The 14018-nt window shown below is 66.9% G+C and carries 12 protein-coding genes; 5 read left to right on the plus strand and 7 right to left on the minus strand.

Going from position 1 to position 14018, the window contains the following annotated elements; genetic code table 11:
* Positions 1 to 21: 21 nt before the first annotated feature.
* Together FZ983_RS01345 and FZ983_RS01350 are read right to left on the minus strand one after the other, a co-directional pair.
* Positions 22 to 666, minus strand: a complete 645-nt coding sequence (locus FZ983_RS01345) for a SiaB family protein kinase (protein WP_247883521.1) — start codon at positions 664 to 666, stop codon at positions 22 to 24.
* Positions 667 to 675: 9 nt separating this feature from the next.
* On the minus strand, positions 676 to 2445 hold the full coding sequence (locus FZ983_RS01350) for a DUF3369 domain-containing protein (RefSeq protein ID WP_149221839.1): 1770 nt from the start codon (positions 2443 to 2445) through the stop codon (positions 676 to 678).
* Positions 2446 to 3016: 571 nt separating this feature from the next.
* Here FZ983_RS01350 and FZ983_RS01355 point away from each other — a divergent pair.
* Positions 3017 to 4651 (plus strand): histidine kinase dimerization/phosphoacceptor domain -containing protein, encoded by a 1635-nt coding sequence (locus FZ983_RS01355; protein WP_247883522.1) that lies wholly within the window; start codon positions 3017 to 3019, stop codon positions 4649 to 4651.
* Positions 4652 to 4660: 9 nt separating this feature from the next.
* Here FZ983_RS01355 and hisE read toward each other — a convergent pair whose 3' ends face one another.
* Positions 4661 to 5050, minus strand: a complete 390-nt coding sequence (gene hisE / locus FZ983_RS01360) for a phosphoribosyl-ATP diphosphatase (protein WP_149221841.1) — start codon at positions 5048 to 5050, stop codon at positions 4661 to 4663.
* Positions 5051 to 5312: 262 nt separating this feature from the next.
* Here hisE and FZ983_RS01365 point away from each other — a divergent pair, with 262 nt between their 5' ends.
* Both FZ983_RS01365 and FZ983_RS01370 read left to right on the plus strand, forming a co-directional pair.
* A complete protein-coding gene (locus tag FZ983_RS01365; protein ID WP_149221842.1) occupies positions 5313 to 5507 on the plus strand; it encodes a hypothetical protein in 195 nt (64 codons plus the stop codon).
* 41 nt (positions 5508 to 5548) lie between these two features.
* The gene (locus FZ983_RS01370) at positions 5549 to 5746 is read left to right on the plus strand and encodes a hypothetical protein (RefSeq protein WP_149221843.1); all 198 of its coding nucleotides are present in this window, start codon (positions 5549 to 5551) and stop codon (positions 5744 to 5746) included.
* A 127-nt stretch (positions 5747 to 5873) separates the two neighbouring features.
* Here the strand turns inward: FZ983_RS01370 and FZ983_RS01375 are convergent, their stop codons facing one another.
* On the minus strand, positions 5874 to 6611 hold the full coding sequence (locus tag FZ983_RS01375) for a Crp/Fnr family transcriptional regulator (RefSeq protein WP_149221844.1): 738 nt from the start codon (positions 6609 to 6611) through the stop codon (positions 5874 to 5876).
* Positions 6612 to 6798: 187 nt separating this feature from the next.
* Here FZ983_RS01375 and FZ983_RS01380 point away from each other — a divergent pair, with 187 nt between their 5' ends.
* Together FZ983_RS01380 and FZ983_RS01385 are read left to right on the plus strand one after the other, a co-directional pair.
* The gene (locus tag FZ983_RS01380; RefSeq protein WP_149221845.1) at positions 6799 to 7200 is read left to right on the plus strand and encodes a hypothetical protein; all 402 of its coding nucleotides are present in this window, start codon (positions 6799 to 6801) and stop codon (positions 7198 to 7200) included.
* 82 nt (positions 7201 to 7282) lie between these two features.
* On the plus strand, positions 7283 to 8101 hold the full coding sequence (locus FZ983_RS01385; RefSeq protein WP_149221846.1) for a DUF502 domain-containing protein: 819 nt from the start codon (positions 7283 to 7285) through the stop codon (positions 8099 to 8101).
* Here FZ983_RS01385 and recG read toward each other — a convergent pair.
* The 3 genes from recG to FZ983_RS01400 form a co-directional block, all read right to left on the minus strand.
* A complete protein-coding gene (gene recG / locus FZ983_RS01390; protein ID WP_149221847.1) occupies positions 8053 to 10134 on the minus strand; it encodes an ATP-dependent DNA helicase RecG in 2082 nt (693 codons plus the stop codon). The two genes, FZ983_RS01385 and recG, sit on opposite strands and share 49 nt — an antisense overlap.
* A gap of 401 nt (positions 10135 to 10535) precedes the next feature.
* Positions 10536 to 13496, minus strand: a complete 2961-nt coding sequence (locus FZ983_RS01395; protein WP_149221848.1) for an ATP-binding protein — start codon at positions 13494 to 13496, stop codon at positions 10536 to 10538.
* Positions 13497 to 13543: 47 nt separating this feature from the next.
* Positions 13544 to 13966: a response regulator gene (locus FZ983_RS01400; protein WP_014247959.1), complete on the minus strand. Its 423-nt coding sequence runs from the start codon at positions 13964 to 13966 to the stop codon at positions 13544 to 13546.
* Positions 13967 to 14018: the final 52 nt, after the last annotated feature.

Below are 14018 nucleotides of genomic sequence, written 5' to 3' on the forward strand. Positions count from 1 at the left end.
CTCGTCGCTCGGTTCGGCCGCTCAGACGCGGACCTTGAGGCAGAAGAAGCTGCGGTCCGCGTCCATCGCGTTGAAATCATAGTCGATGGGATCGCTGGCCCGCCGGGCGATCTCGATCAGTCCCAGGGTCGCGCCGCGACTGCCGTCGTCCGGCTCCTCCCGAAGCTGTTCGCGGTAGTAGCTCTTGATGCCATTGCGGTCGAGGCTCTTCAGATGGTCCAGCCGCTGCTTCAGGCGCGGAACGTCGCCGTTGCGCACGGTGTTGCCGCAGACGATGAAGACCTTGCCGTCCTCCACCCCGATGGTCACCATTCCGGCGCTGAGTTCGACCGCGCGGCCGGCGCGGCCCGACATCTTTTCCGCCGAATAACGGATGATGTTCTGCATCTGCTCGACAAAGACGGAAAAGACCCGGCGGATGGTGGGGCCGTCTGCCTCTTCCAGAGCCATCTTTTCCCGCAACGCCTCACCCAGGGAGTAAAGTATCCCTTCCGACAAGTATCCGCTGAAGGAAAACAGAATACCTTTGTCATCCAGATCGCGTTTTATCGCCGCATACTGCTGTGCAAGCATGGGAGCCGCCGGATTTTCCGTCAGTGCCGGACATGTGCCGACTATCTCATTCCTTATGCCAAAGGGCCATACCCTTTCGATCAGGCGCGTCATCGGGTGCCATCACACCGGCAACACGACACGGAAGGTCGATCCCTTGCCGAGTTCGCTGTCCACCGCCACGGCACCCCCATGAAGCAGGACGATCTGCTGCACCGTGTGCAGTCCGATGCCGGTCCCCGGAACGCCCGAGGCGCCGGAGCCGCGGAAGAAGCGGTCGAACAGGCGTGGTATCTCCGGATCCGGAATGCCACGGCCATGGTCGGTCACCTCGATCACGGCCATGGCGCCGTCCGTATCGCCATGCAGCAGGATCGGGCCGCCCGGTCCCGAATATTTGACCGCGTTGTTCACCAGATTGGTCAGGACCAGCCCGATAAGATGGGCGTCGATTTCCACCCGATGCGGCAACCCATCCAGTTCCATCCGGAAATCACGGTCCGGATAGGCGACGCGAAAGGGACGGACGACGCCGCGGATCAGATCGGGGAGATCGACCTCCGCGCGTTCGAGCATCAGCGCGTTGCTCTGCAGCCGTTCGTCGGTCAGATGGGCGTCGATCAGGCCGGTCAAGCGCTGGACGCTGCCGCGGATCACCGCCAGCCTTTCCAGCATCTCCGGCTCCACCTGTTCCGCCTTCATGGCGAGCAGTTGGGCTGCGCTGTCGATGATGGCGAGCGGGGTGCGGAACTCGTGGCTGACCATGCCCAGGAACTGGCGCTGGCGGTCGCGCGCCAGCAATTCGCACTCCAGCGCCCGCTCCACCCGTTCCTTGGCCAGGATCAGCGCCTTCTGGTTGGCGGCCAGTTCGTTGGTGCGCTCCTCCACGCGCCGCTCGAGCGAGCGGTTCAGCGCCACCAGTTCCTCATACAGGCAGACATTGTCGAAGCCGATCGCGACACGGTTGCAGAACAGCTCCAGCAGCCGGTGCTCGTCGGGGGTGTAGGGCTCCGCCCGCTCCAGCCGGAAGACGGTCAGGCCATGCTCGCGCGTGCGGAAAACCAGGACACAATGGTCGTCCCGGTACAGGTTGCGCTGGCTCCGCAGCGCATCCTCGACCTCCGCCGCGGCGTCGGCCGGAAGAACATCGGAAACGGGCATGCCGATGCTGCGGGCGAACTCCCCAATTCCGGCCACCAGCGCGACCGACCGGCTGCCGTCACCGCGCTCCAGCGGCCGGCAGGCAAGCACGGAGGGAGTACCGCCCGGATCGACGAGGCGGGCAATCTGCTCCACCAGTTGTTCGACGAAGGCGCGCATCGACCGCATTTGGAGCAAGGAGGCCGATGCACTGAGGATCCGCTCCAGCCCCTGCCTGTTGCGTTCGATCGTCACGATGTCTCGCCACGCCCGCAACGCACTGACCAGCGTGGTGAACAGGCGCTGCGCCGTCAACTCGCTCTTGGCCTTGTAGTCGTTGATGTCGTAGCCGACGATGACGTCGCGCTCCGGCGCCTGCCCTGGCTGTCCGGTGCGCAGGATGATGCGCATGCGCTGGTTTCCCAACTCCTCCCGGATGTGTCGGACCAGCCTGAGGCCGGCATCCTCCGTCTCCATCACCACGTCCAGCAGGGCGACGGGAAGGTCCGGCCGCAGCGCCAGCACCGTCTTCGCCTCTTCCGCCGACAGGGCGCTGACCACCTCGAAGGGACGGCCGTCGAAATCGAAATCGCGCAGGAGCACCGCGGTCATGGCATGAACCTGCGGGTCGTCGTCCACCACCAGGATGGGCCAGGGCAAGCCGGACTGCCGTTGAGGACGTACCGCCATGACGATCCCGTCCTCCGGACCGAACAGCAGCTCGTCGTCCGGTCCGCCATCCATCCCCATCATGCCCCCACCTCCCCGTGACCTGCGCAGGTTGGCCCCGCCCCCTGCCCGACCTGCCTGTACGACGTTCAGGTGCAATGGAAGCATTGTAAGTCGCCGCTTCCAAGACCGATTCGCCTCCTTCGTTAGCATTCGTTTCAATTTGTCGCATATGACCGAAGATTGTCGCCGGCCGCTGATAATCTTCGGGAAGAAGATGCCGTCATGGTCAGCAACGGAAGCTTCCGCAGTGAAAGGTTCAGGGTATTTACGACCACGGGGTTTCCACCCGGCAACGTCGCGCCTCTGCGCGTCCTTTTCCCATGGGCCCGGATCGTTTCCTTCCGCGCCTCCCCGCCGTTACGCGCCGTGCGGCGATGTCCCCACTCCACGGCCCGACCATAGCGAGATAACCGCCCCACATATATCCCTACATGGTTGTAGGATGACGGGAGTGGGAGGTTCCGCTATGCTTGAACGTAGCCATCGTCCTCCATCAACGGAACGCCACGTCCAGATGACCCCTGCCGGCTTCGAACAGGATGCACGCGCCGCCGGGACTCCGATACCCGTGCAAAGGCCGGATGCGGTTCGAATGGAACGCAAGGCCGCCTCCCCGGCGGTCCTGGCGCTGCTGGCTGTCGCCCTTGCCCTGGCGGTCGCGATGCTGGCGATCGCCGCCCACCAATACCGCAGTCAGGTGATGACGGAGGCGGAGAGCCGCAGCACCGCGATCGCCCGCGTGCTGGAAGAACATGCGGCAAAGACTCTCGGCATCCATGCCATGACGCTGTCCCATCTGGAATGGATGGTCGACGATCTGGGATGGGAGCGGATAGATAGTTCCCCCCTGCTTCACGAACGGCTGAAGACGCTGGCCTCGCAAACGCCGGAGGTTCAGTCCTACTGGATCACCGACGAAACGGGACGTGTCCGCGCCAGCAGCTTCGAATGGCCGATGCGCGTGCTGAGCGCCGCCGACCGCGAGTATTTCCGCGCCCATCTCGGTGCCGGCGACGCCATCCATATCGGTCCGCGGCTGAGCGGCAAGATCAACTCGGAAATCTTCTTCACCCTCAGCCGCCGGATGGAGCTGCCCGGCAACCGGTTCCAGGGCGTGGTGCAGATCTCTCTTCTGCCGTCCTATTTCGCTGATTTCTACCGATCCGTGCTGCATGATCCGCGCGACGTCATCCTGCTTCTGCGCGAAGATGGCCGGGTGATCGTCCAGGAACCCCTGGGCAGCGCCCCAGACCGCGCCGACATCGGCCAATTTCCGGAGCTGGTCACCACGCCCGACGCGAACGGCACCTTCCGCGCCGTGACCTCCTTCGACGGGGTGGAACGGATTTTGGCCCGCCGCAAGGTGCCGAATCTCCCAGTCTATGTGGTCTATGGCACCGACATCGCCGCCATCGATGCGGCTTGGCGCAGCCGGGTGGAGCCCTATGCCCTGTTCGCCGTCCCGTCGATCGGACTGCTCGGACTGCTCGGCGTCATCGCGCTGCGCCGGTCGCGGCAGACCGCCGACGCACAGGAAGCGTTGCGCCGCGCCAACGAAGCGCTGGAGAGCCGCATCGCCGAGCGCACCCGCCACCTGGACCGGGCACTGGCCGACAAGGAGGTGCTGCTGCGCGACATCCATCACCGGGTGAAGAACAATCTGCAGGTCATTCTCAGCCTGTTGGAATTGCAGGCCCAGCGCTCGCCGGAACTGGAGGCGCCGTTCAGCGAAGCGCTGAGCCGCATCAACACGATGGGGCTGATTCATGAGCAGATCTACCGCTCGACCGGGGTGTCCTCGGTCCGGCTCGACAATTTCATCGAGGCGCTGGTCGGCCATCTCAGCAGCTTCCACAGGCGTCCGGGTCGGGAGATCGCCATTCATCACGACGTGGAGCCGGTGGCCGTCGATTTGAACAGGGTGGTTCCCTTCGCCCTGATCCTGAACGAGGTGCTGTCGAACGCCTTCAAGCATGCCTTTGCGGATCGCTGTTCCGGCACCATCACCATCACCGTCACGGCGGAAGACGGCATGTTGCACCTGGCGGTGGCGGACGATGGCACAGGTAGCCCCGAACCGGGGCCGGTGGCCGAGCCGGGACGGCGCTCCATGGGTATGGATCTGATCCGCGCCTTCGCCCGCCAAATCCGCGGCGAGTACCGCTACACCCGCACAGGCGGTACACGCTTCGACCTCGTCTTCCCGCAGGAGGACGAAGCGTCCTGACGGCGCGGTTCAGCGCTTTCCGCGTTTGGCAGCTGCGGTTGCCACGCCGTTGATCGGATCGTCGGACTTCGGCAGTTTTTCCGCGATCCCGAAGGCCAGTTCCCTCCGGCGCAGTTCCGCCAGGATTTCGTCGGGTGCGATGTCCAGGTCCGCCAGCAGGACGACAAGGTTGTAGAGAAGGTCGGCCCCCTCCATCACCAGCGCGTCGCGGTCGCCGCGCATTGCCTCGATCGCCACTTCGATTGCTTCCTCCCCCACCTTGCGCGCCATGCGGGCACGCCCCTGTGCCAGCAGCTTGGCCGTGCGTGAGGCTTCGGGAGCGGCGGAGGGCTCGCGCCGCAGGGTTTGCACGGCATCGTACAGGCTGCGGAGCGGATCGGGACCGATGTACTGAACCATGGACTTGAAGTCGTTTTTTCAGCCTGGACTGTCAAGACGTTGGTTGGTCGTCCAAACATTTCAGCCGCGCTGTGGGAGCACCTCCGACGGGCCGATCGGCCGCGGAAGGTTCGTTATACTGATTAATTGATAATCAAATGATCAGCCCAAGAAAATCTCGGACCAGCTGTAATTTTTGCAACAGCCAGCAATGCAGAGGAAGCGTATTTGGCATTGGGTATACCAGTATATAGTCTCCTCACCAGCTTGATGGAGACCGATCATGACCACCACCACTTTCCAGCCCGGCACCGACAACCACGCTTCGACGGACGCCCTGCACGCCGTCGCCGAATTCCCGGTGGCCTGGTTCGAAGCCACCCCCGCCTATCTGGTCTTGCGCCCGGTTGCAGCCTTCCTGCGCGAATGGGTCGCCGCCACCCCGGCCGGCATCGTCCTCGGCCTGCTGAAGCACTGATCCCACCGCCGACCCTCCCGCCTTCTTCAACGGAGACCATCATGAGCAGCCTCAGCCTTCATCGCGGTGATCACGACATCCATGGCGACGGCCTGTCGCTGCATCCGGTCCGCGATTTCATCGCCGACTGGCTGGAAGCCACCCCGGCGGCCATCGTGATGCGTCCGGTCGGCGCCTTCCTGGCGGACTGGGTGCGGGCCACCCCCATGGCGATCCTGTTCCGCTCGCTGCAGCGCTGACGTCGGCGCAGCACATCGACCGGAACCGAAAGGCGACCGCGGCACTGCCCGTTCACACGGGCGGCCGCGGCCTTTTCATTTTTGGGCTTGCTTGTCCTCCGACGGGCAGAGCCCCGTCGTCGGCGCGTCACACGCCGCCGCGGACATCCTCGACCAGCAGTTCCAGCTTCGGCAGGTCGCGCACCACCAGCGCATCGGAACGCCGTTCCAGAACACCGTCGCGGGTCAGATCGCTCAGCACGCGGGCCACGGTCTCGCGGGTCGTGCTGACGCGGGCGGCGATGTCGGAATGAACCGGAATGGGGGCGATGATCGCCGAGGCTCCTAGTCGCGTCCCCCGTTTGGCAAGGCGCAGAAGCTCGGCGTGGATGCGGTTATTGGCGCCAAGCGTCGACAGTTCCATGATGCGGTCGGTGGCGCTGCGCAGCTTGTCGCACAGCCGCAGCATCATCGCCATCGCCAGTTCGGGATGGGCAGCCACCAATAGCTGGAAAGGTCGGGCCGGCAGGAAGGCGATCAAGGCCCCCTCCCCCAGCGCCACGACCGAGGCGGAGCGCGGCCGGCCGTCCAGCGCCGACATCTCCCCGACCAATTCTCCGCTTTCAATGTCGCTGAAGCTCACCTCGCGCCCGCCGGCGGAGTGGCTGACCACACGCACGCGCCCGTCCACGATGAAGGCGACGTCACGGGTTTCCGCCCAATGGTCGATCAACTGCTCGTCCGGGGCGAAGCGGCGCCAGCGGCATTGCCGCGCCACGTCCGACCGCTGCTCCGCGGTCAGCGGATGCAGCAGCGCGATGCGGTCCAGCCCGGCGTGCGGCGCTTCGGGCGCGGCCTCCAGGTTCGGCAATTCGGCTTTTGACACGGGACTGTTGCGGCCTCCGGCCCGGATTGCTTGTTGCGCGAAAGGATAGCGCGACCTGCACAAAGGGGGAAGGCGTTGTGACCAATGGCCGGTGTCAACCCTCCGTTAACGCTGAGCGGGCAGAAGGGACTCAGATCCCGCCGACCATCCCCCCTCCGCCCTTTCACCTGCTGCCGGAGCGTCGATCATGCCCAGCCTGTTCTCCGTGCCCACCGCCCGCCGCGTCGACTCCCAGCGCCTGCTGTCGGTCGCCCTGATCCCCCTCGCCGCGTCCATCGCCATGGCGAGCACGGTCGCCGCCACCGGCTTCACCTCCAGCCCGCTTGGCGAATCGACCAGCACGCTTGGCTTCCTCCTGGACTTCACCACATTCTGCTATCTGGCCGTCGCCATGGCCCACCTTTCGGGCGCGATTGCCGACCGCACCTGCGGCGGGATGGCCGCCGGCCTGTCGATGGATGAGTACGACGCGCCGGAGCCGATCTCCGGCGAAGAGTTCTGGCAGGCTTTCCCCAACCATGTCGATGGTGCCGCCATCGCCGGGGCCGTCACCCTGCTGTGCGTGATTGCCGGATCGCTTGTGGGCTGACCCTTCCGCTCCACACGGCAGTTGAGAGCGGCGCGCGCTTGCCCCACTATGGCGCGGGCAGACGACAGGCGGATGGACAGGCGTGAGCGGAGATCAGAAGGACCTGAAGGCACAGGAAAAAGCCCCGCCGGTGGAGCCGGCGCGGCACCGCCGTGAAGGCATCGGCTTCATGGGGCGCCTGCGCGCTTATTTCCTGGCCGGCATCCTGGTCACCGCCCCCATCGCCATCACGGCTTATATCGCCTGGTGGTTCGTTTCGCTGATCGACGGCCATATCCGGCCCCTGATCCCCAGCGCCTACAACCCTGAAAACTACCTGCCCTTCTCGATCCCCGGCCTTGGCCTGCTGGTGGTGATCGTCGTCGTCACGTTGATCGGCGCCTTCGCCGCCGGCTATGTCGGCCGGCTGGTTCTGGGCCTCGGCGAAGGGGTGGTCGGGCGCATGCCGGTCGTCCGATCCGTCTATGGCGCGGTGAAGCAGATCTTCGAGACCGTGCTGGCCAAGAAATCCAACGCCTTTCGCGAAGTGGTGGTGATCCAGTATCCGCGCCCCGGCGTGTGGTCGCTGGGCTTCATCACCGGCAGCGCCCATCCGGAGGTGCAGTTGCAGTTGGCCGGACAGGCAGAGGACATGGTCAACGTCTTCATCCCCTGCGCGCCGCCCACCGCCGGCTATCTGGCGATGGTGCCGCGGCGCGAGGTGACCGCGCTGAACATGTCGGTGGAAGACGGCCTGAAACTGGTGATGTCCGGCGGCATCGTCGTTCCGCCCGATCGCCGCCCGACCCTGGTGGAGCCGCCGGCCGACAATAGCCCGGCCGACCATAGCCAGGATCAGGACGACGACCGGGATCAGCCCGACCGCAAGGTCTTGGCCGCCGCGTCGCGTTCGAAGAGGTAGAGCAGGGTCCGCAACGCCTGCCCGCGCGGGCTGGCGAGGTCGGGATCACGCTCCACCACCAGACGGGCGTCGTCGCGCGCCACCGCCAGCAGATCGCCATGCACCGCCAGATCGGCCAGCCGGAAGCCCGGAAGGCCGGATTGGCGCGTGCCCAGCACCTCGCCTGCACCGCGCAGGCGCAAATCCTCTTCGGCGATGACGAAGCCGTCCTCGGTGTCGCGCAGCGTTTTCAGCCGCGCCCGCGCCGTTTCGGTCAGGTTCGACTCGAACAGCAGAAGGCAGCTCGACGGCTTCTCGCCGCGCCCGACCCGGCCGCGCAGCTGATGGAGCTGAGCAAGCCCGAAACGCTCGGCATGCTCGATCACCATCACCGTTGCTTCCGGCACATTCACGCCGACCTCGATCACCGTGGTGGCGACCAGAACGTCGAGGCTGCCGGCGGCGAAAGCGGCCATCACCGCATCCTTGTCCGGTCCGCGCATCTTGCCATGGACCAGCCCGACCCGGTCGCCGAAGGTGGCGCGCAGGAAAGCGTGGCGTTCGGTGGCGGCGGCGAGATCGCTCTGTTCCGATTCGTCGACCAGCGGGCAGACCCAATAGACCCTGGCACCCTCCGCCACCTTGCGCTGGATGCCGTTGACAACCTCCTCCAGCCGGTCGAGCGCGATTGTGACGGTCTGGACCGGCTTGCGGCCGGCCGGCTTCTCGGTCAGGCGCGATACGTCCATGTCGCCATAGGCGGTCAGCGTCAGGGTGCGCGGGATCGGTGTCGCGGTCATCACCAGCACGTCCACCGCCCGACCCTTGGCCGACAACTGCAGGCGCTGATGAACGCCGAACCGGTGCTGTTCGTCGATCACCGCCAGCGCCAGATCCTTGAAGGCGACATCCTCCTGGAACAGGGCGTGGGTCCCGACCAGCAGCGGCAGTTCTCCCGACACCAGCCGGTCGAGCACGGCCTGACGCGCCTTGCCCTTGTCGCGCCCGGTCAGCAGCCCGATCTCCACCCCCGCCGCCTTGCACAGCGGCGCCAGGCTCTCGGCATGCTGGCGGGCGAGAATCTCGGTCGGCGCCATCAGGGCGGCCTGGGCGCCGGCCTCCACCGCGTTCAGCATCGCCATCAGCGCGACGACGGTCTTGCCGCTGCCGACATCGCCCTGCAGCAATCGCAGCATGCGCCGCTCGGCTGCCATATCGGCGTAGATGTCCTCCAGCGACGCCGCCTGCGATCCCGTCAGCGAGAAGGGCAGCGCCGCCAGCGCTGCACGTCGCAAGCTGCCATCGCCCTGCGTCACCCGTCCGGCCAACCGCCGCTGGCTGGCCCGCACCAGCATCAGCGCCAACTGGTTCGCCAATAGTTCGTCATAGGCGAGGCGGCAGCGGATGGGAGCGGTGGCAGCGAGGTCACCCTCATCCTCCGGCGTGTGCGCGCGGGTCAGCGCCTCGGCACAGGTCGGCCATTGCCGGCGAGCGAGCCATGCCGGGTCCTGCCATTCGTCGAGTTTCGGAATATCGCCAAGAGCGGCGCGCACCGCCTTGCGCAGGGTCTTGGCCGGCAGGCCGGCGGTCATGGGATAGACCGGCTCCACCAGTTCCAGCTCTTCCTTCGAATCGACCGGAACCACGGCATCGGGATGGGTGATCTGGGCGGTGTCGTTGAACCACTCCACCTTGCCGGAGACCACCATGGTGGTTCCCGCCGGGATCTGCTTCGACAACCAGTCGCCGCGGATGTGGAAGTACACCAGCTCCAGAACGCCGGTCTCGTCGGTGCAGCGGATCTTGTAGGGGTGGCGCGGGTTCACCGGCGGCGCGTGCGAATCGATGCGCACCGTCAGGGTGGCGATGCGGCCGTGCGGCGCCTGCGCGATCTTCGGCGAGAAGCGGCGGTCGACCACCCCACAGGGCAGATGCCAGAGCAGGTCGACCACATGGGCGCCGGCCAGCTTCTCCACCAGCTTGCCCAGACGGGGACCGAGGCCGGGGAGTGCCGTGACCGGTTTGAACAGCGGAAACAGGATGGCGGGACGCACGGGCGGGACGCTATCGGGAAAGCCTTGGACGGCCTTCAGAAAGCCGGTTGGACGAGGCGGCGTCAAGGCCGCTGGACGCGATCGGAGAAAAGGGGGATCGGGGAAGGAAGGAACGGCGGAGCGCACCCAGGGCCGGGGCCTGCGGTGGGGGGCAACGTCGGCCGCGAAATGGCCATGGACGCGCTCCGCCGATAGGTACCGTCCGGAGGCAAACGGGAGAACCGGACGGTCATGTCCGATGGCAGGGGACCATCGGGAAGAGACACCAGATGAGAAGACGCTCTGGATGACTGGCCGGTGTTTCAGGGGGGCTGGCCCGACCGCGTCACAAGAAGGACTTTAGCCCGGCCGCCCTGTCCCGAACCTGACCCGACCATGAAATCGGCGTCATGAACCGGCGTTCATGACGGGGTGGAGGGGCCGGGGTGGTGGGCCGGAGCGGCGGCCTCCCGCCGCTGGGCCGCGGAAGCCAGCCGGTACAGTTCGTCGCCGTCCAGGATGATGACGATGCGGCCGTCGTTCAGAAGGGAGACGCCGCCGACCCCGGGGACCTCGGCAAGGCCGGGATGGCTTTCGCGGACGAACAGGTCTCCCCGGCGCAGCAGCCTGTCGATCTCCAGCCCGATGCGGCGGTTGCCGTGGCGGAGCACGACGATCAGGCTCTGGCCAGGACCGACCGGCGGCCATTCGCCTTCCGCCGGGAAGCCCAGCGCGTCGGCCAGCCGGACCACGGGCAGTACCCGCTTGCGGCGCAGAACGGTCCAACAGCCGGACACAAGGTGGAAATCGTCGGCGGTGAAGCCGCAGACCTCCTCCACGAACCGGTCGGGAATCGCCAGCACCTGAGCGTCCACCTGGACCAGCAGGGTACGCAGGATTGCGGCCGACAGCGGCAGGTCGATGGCGAAGGCTGTGCCCGCCCCCTCCCGCGTGCGGATGGCGATGCTGCCGCCCAGCCGCGTGATGGCGTTGCGCACCACGTCCATGCCGACGCCGCGGCCAGATGTCTCGGTCACCGTGTCGGCGGTGGAGAAGCCAGGGGCGAAGATGAACTCGCGCGCACCCTCGGGCCAAAGCTGCAGACTGTCATCCTCGCCGATCAGACCCTGGCGAACCGCCTTGGCTCGCACCGACTCCGTGGCGATGCCGCGTCCGTCGTCGGCGATCTCCACCACCACGCGGCTGTTGCGCTGGATGGCGCGCAGGCAGAGCGTCGCCTGCGGCGGCTTGCCCGCAGCCTCGCGGTCGGCCGGCGTTTCGATGCCGTGGTCGATGGCGTTGCGGACCATGTGCATCAGCGGGTCGTAGAGCGTCTCCACCATGCTCTTGTCGATGCGCACCTCGCCGCCTTCCATGACGAAGCGCACCGACTTGCCCTGGATCCGCGCCAATTCGCGCACGACACGGGGGAACTGGTTGAACAGGGTTTCGATAGGCACGACCCGCAGGTCGAGTGCCGCCTCCCGCAACCGGTCGACGGAGCGGCTGAGCTGGGTGTCGAGGTCAAGCAGATCGCGGCGGTGATGCTCCACCGCCTCCTGCAGGGCGCGGAGGTCGGGATCGCCGGCGCCCAACCGCTCGGCCAGGGCCGCCAGCGCCTTCTCAAGCCGCAGGTCGTTGGCGGTGGCGTTCAGGTCGCCAGACAGCAGGACCATGCCGTCGATGCGCGCCATGAAACGGTCGACCACCTCCCCCGGCACACGCAGCACGCCGCCGCCGGGAGCAGCGGCAGAACGCACGGGCGCGACAGACGTGGCCGTCGTCGCGGCGGCTACTGCGGGAGCGACTGCGGGCAAGGCAGGGCTTGCCGCTTCCTCGACCGGCCCAGTGGCGGATGTCTCCTCGCCGTCCGCGGGCGGTTCGGAAGGGGTGCAGGAACGGATGCGCAGGAACCCGCCGCCGGGATCGATGCCGGCCAGCGCGTCGGCGAGCGCGGGAAGCTCCTGCGGCGAGGCGATCAGCACGCGCAGCCAGGTCTTGCCGTCGATGAACTCCGGCCAATTGGTGATCGCCCGTACCTTGCTGCCCATCCACTGGACGAAGCCGGACGCCACCTCCGCCGATGTCTCCAGGAAGGCGGTGACCTCATAAAGGCGGACGGACGGGTCGGCGATGGCGGCACGCAGGTCGGCGGTGCTGTCCGGCGACAGGAAGCGCAGCAGGCCGGGATCGAGACCGAGGCCGGACAGCTCGTCGGCGCTCAGCGGGCGGCGCGCTTCCCCGGCCTCCATCTCGGCGGAAACGGCATCGACGAAGGCACGAAGGCGCTCTTCCAACGCCGCAGAGCCATCGGTGTCCAGATCCTCGGCCGGGTCTCGGGAGGCCCGCTCCGCCAGATCGGCCAGTGCGCTGCGGGCGTCGGCCAGCAGGACGGGCCAGTCAGCATGGCCGGCGACGGGTGCCCGGCGCATCACATCGGCCAGAACCCGCAACAGGGCGGAGCCGCGCGGCAGCCGGACAATGTCCAGCGTCGACGCCATACGGTCGAGCAGGCCCGCCAGTTCGCGGGCCGCCGCCCCATCGGCCAGGGACGCCGGGTCGGCCAGCAGCGCATCGGCGCGGGCGCTGCCCTGGGCCAGAAGCTGGATATTGTGGTCGGCCAGCAGGGTCGCCAGGATCGCCGCCCCGGCGTCCTTGCCGGTCAGCCGGCCGATGCGGGCGCTGGCGGTGGCGACGCCCTGAAGCTCGCGCAGGATGCCGTCCGCATCGCGGACTGCCAGCGCTTCGCGGAATCGGCGCAACGTGTCGGCGAAGGGGAGGAAGTTCAGCCGCTCGCAGGCCAGTTCCAACCGGTCGGCGGTGTCATCGACGGTGCGGAGCCCCTCCTCGTCCATGCTGCCGAGGTCGAGCGCACGGGTGAGCGTCGCCATACCGTCATGCAGCAGCCCGACGAAGAGACCGAGCATCCGCTCGTTTTCGTGCAGCCGCGCCGGTTGGGGCGGCGGCGATGCGGGCCCCGGTTTGACGGCCGAGGTCTCACCGCCCAGCGCGTCGAGCCGCGCCAGCAGGTCGGCCGGCGCCTGCCCGTCCCGGCGGTCGCGAATGCCGAACTCCGCCAGACTGCGCAACACATCCAGCGCGTCCAGCAGCGGGGCGGCGACCTCTTCCGTCAGGGGCAGCACGCCGGTGCGCACGCGGCCGAGAATCGTCTCAGCCCGGTGGGCCACCGCCTCCATCGCGAACAGATCCATGGCACGAGCCGCCCCCTTCAGCGAGTGGAAGGAGCGGAACAGGGCGGCGATCCGCTCCGAGTCCGTCATGTTCCCGGGGGTGGCCGAGAGCAGCTTTTCCAGCAGGTCGAAATGCTCGCCGGCCTCGACGCCGAACTGCCGCCACAGGGTCTCGATCAGTTCGCTGCTCATGGTTCACCGCTCATGGGGTCACCGCTCAGGAGGCGTCGAGCCGGGGATCAGGGCTTCACGGGCGGGGGAAGGCCGGCGGCGCGGCGGATGGCTGCGACGATGTCGTGGCCCTTCTTGTGGGCGAGGTCGAGACTCATGGTGCCGGACGGCTTGGCGATGATCTCCACCGCTCCCAATGCGCGAGCCTCGGTCGCCTCGGGCGAGCCGACCTGGGCGACGGAGGAGATGATGATCACCTTCGCGCGCGACATCAGAGACAGATGCTCCATCACCTCCAGCCCCGACATTTCCGGCATTTCGATGTCGAGCAGGACGATGTCCGGTTTCAGGCTCTTGACCATCTCCAGGGCCACCTTGCCGTTTTCGGCCGCGCCGACGAGGGACAGCTCGTCGTCCGCGCGCACGATGTCGCCGATGATCGTGCGCATCAGCACCGAGTCATCGACCAGCAGGATCGTCGGCTTCGCCATGGGTGAGAGTTTCCTATGCTTGCAGTGCCACTCGGCATTCAGGTTCGGTGTT

It is taken from the genome of Azospirillum sp. B21, from assembly GCF_008364825.1.
Classification (GTDB): domain Bacteria; phylum Pseudomonadota; class Alphaproteobacteria; order Azospirillales; family Azospirillaceae; genus Azospirillum.